Here is a 691-nt window from a genome sequence, read left to right as displayed (position 1 = left end):
TCAGAGATACGAAAAGAACAACTACCCATACCAAAACAGACCTATGATAAACTGTTTAAAAAGAACTGGGTGGTCTATGCTAAAAAACCATTTGGCAGACCAGAATTTGTGGTTGAGTATCTGGGCAGGTACAGCCATAAGATAGCCATTTCTAATCATAGAATAAAATCGATAAACAAACATAAAAGAGTAGTAACTTTTAGTGCAAAAGAATATAGAAATAACGGTGTAAAAACTACAATACCTTTATCTACAATAGATTTTATAAAGCGATTTCAACTTCATATTCTACCCAAAGGTTTTACCAGAATAAGGCATTATGGTATTTTAAGTAGCAGTTGGAAGAAAGAGAAGTTACCTAGACTTCAAGCACAAATACTTGGGCAACCATTTGTAACATTAACAAAGAACCCCGAATCGGGGCCAAAGACAAAGCTCAATCGCTGTCCGAGTTGCAAAAAAGGTGAACTGATAACGTTACTGACCTTTGATTGTAGAGGACCACCAAAAGAATATTTATTATTAATTAAAAATAGAATTAAAAAATAAAACTGGCAAAAGGCGAGGCAGACAGATATTGCCTAAACTTAAGAAAATGAGTAAAAAATAGGTCTGAAAAATGAAAATTAATCAATAATTGATTTTAGATTGAGATTTTAACCAATAAAAACTTAAATAAGACCTAAAAAAA

At 32.0% G+C, this 691-nt stretch carries 1 protein-coding gene; it reads left to right on the top strand.

The window, feature by feature from the left end; translation table 11 throughout:
* A partial coding sequence (locus tag D3P13_RS21800) for an IS91 family transposase (protein WP_198680089.1) occupies positions 1-549 on the top strand: 549 nt, incomplete at its 5' end.
* Positions 550-691: the final 142 nt, after the last annotated feature.

Source organism: Aureibaculum luteum, assembly GCF_003449015.1.
GTDB classification, from domain to species: domain Bacteria; phylum Bacteroidota; class Bacteroidia; order Flavobacteriales; family Flavobacteriaceae; genus Aureibaculum; species Aureibaculum luteum.
This window is presented reverse-complemented; position numbering and strand designations above follow the sequence as displayed.